This window comes from Pseudoalteromonas sp. APC 3694 (assembly GCF_030407565.1).
Classification (GTDB): domain Bacteria; phylum Pseudomonadota; class Gammaproteobacteria; order Enterobacterales; family Alteromonadaceae; genus Pseudoalteromonas; species Pseudoalteromonas tetraodonis.
Genome location: NZ_JASDDE010000132.1, coordinates 1 through 896 on the forward strand (window position 1 = coordinate 1; position 896 = coordinate 896).

1 protein-coding gene is annotated in these 896 nt (G+C 41.0%); it reads right to left on the minus strand.

Features of this window, described 5'->3' with window-relative positions:
- Nucleotides 1–259 precede the first annotated feature (259 nt).
- Nucleotides 260–742 (minus strand): transcription/translation regulatory transformer protein RfaH, encoded by a 483-nt coding sequence (gene rfaH, locus QMA00_RS18845; protein WP_262976977.1) that lies wholly within the window; start codon nt 740–742, stop codon nt 260–262.
- Nucleotides 743–896 lie beyond the last annotated feature (154 nt).

Genomic DNA, 896 nt, shown 5'->3' on the forward strand with positions numbered 1-896 from the left:
CGAGGTTCGAGGTTCGAGGTTCGAGGTTCGAGGTTCGAGGTTCGAGGTTCGAGGTATTTAAAAACCTTGCGGCTAATATCGCAAGGTTTTTTTATGCATGTAGCAGCGGGTTCACCCCGCGTCGATTTTAGGTTCAAGGTTCGAGGCTCTAGGATCTATGCCCGTAGCTCGAAGCCCGTAACCCGCTGCCGTTATCATGAACTTTAACACCGCACTTGGCCTAATCTCTACCTATCACCTAAACCCTAGCACCTATCACCTAAGATTCAATATCTTTATTGTCTACACTCATTTCTATTTGCTTATTCAGTAAGTTAATTAACAAAATGCTGCGCATATCGCCGTCGGGCTCTTTGTATATTGCTTGAATACTTTTAAAAGAATCGTTATTAACGCTGACTACATCACCCGCTTTTGGCATTGTTGACTCAACGGTTTGTGAACATTTACTTTGTAATTGTTCAATTAAACTTGTAGGTACCACTTGATAACTCGCACCATAAGACACAAACCCACCAATACCGCGGGTATTTTTTACAGCAGAAAAATTTCCGCTGTTTAATTTAAGACGAACAAACAAGTAATTAGGAAACAAAGCGAGCTGTTTAACAGTACGACGACCTTTAACCAGCTTTTCTGTTGTTAATTTGGGGTAAAATGCCTCAATCCCTTGGTTGGTTAAGTTAGCTTTTGCCCTTTCCTCTTGTCGGGGCTTACACATAACTAAATACCAATTTTCCATACTATACCCTGTAACCTTAGCTTAACGAGCAGTCGCCAGCATTTATCAAACCGAACTTGCCATTGTAAACTACTCACGGAATTGATGCGAGCCTGATAGTTAGGTTTTAGGTTTTAGGTTTTAGGTTTTAGGTTTTAGGTTTTAGGTTTTAGGT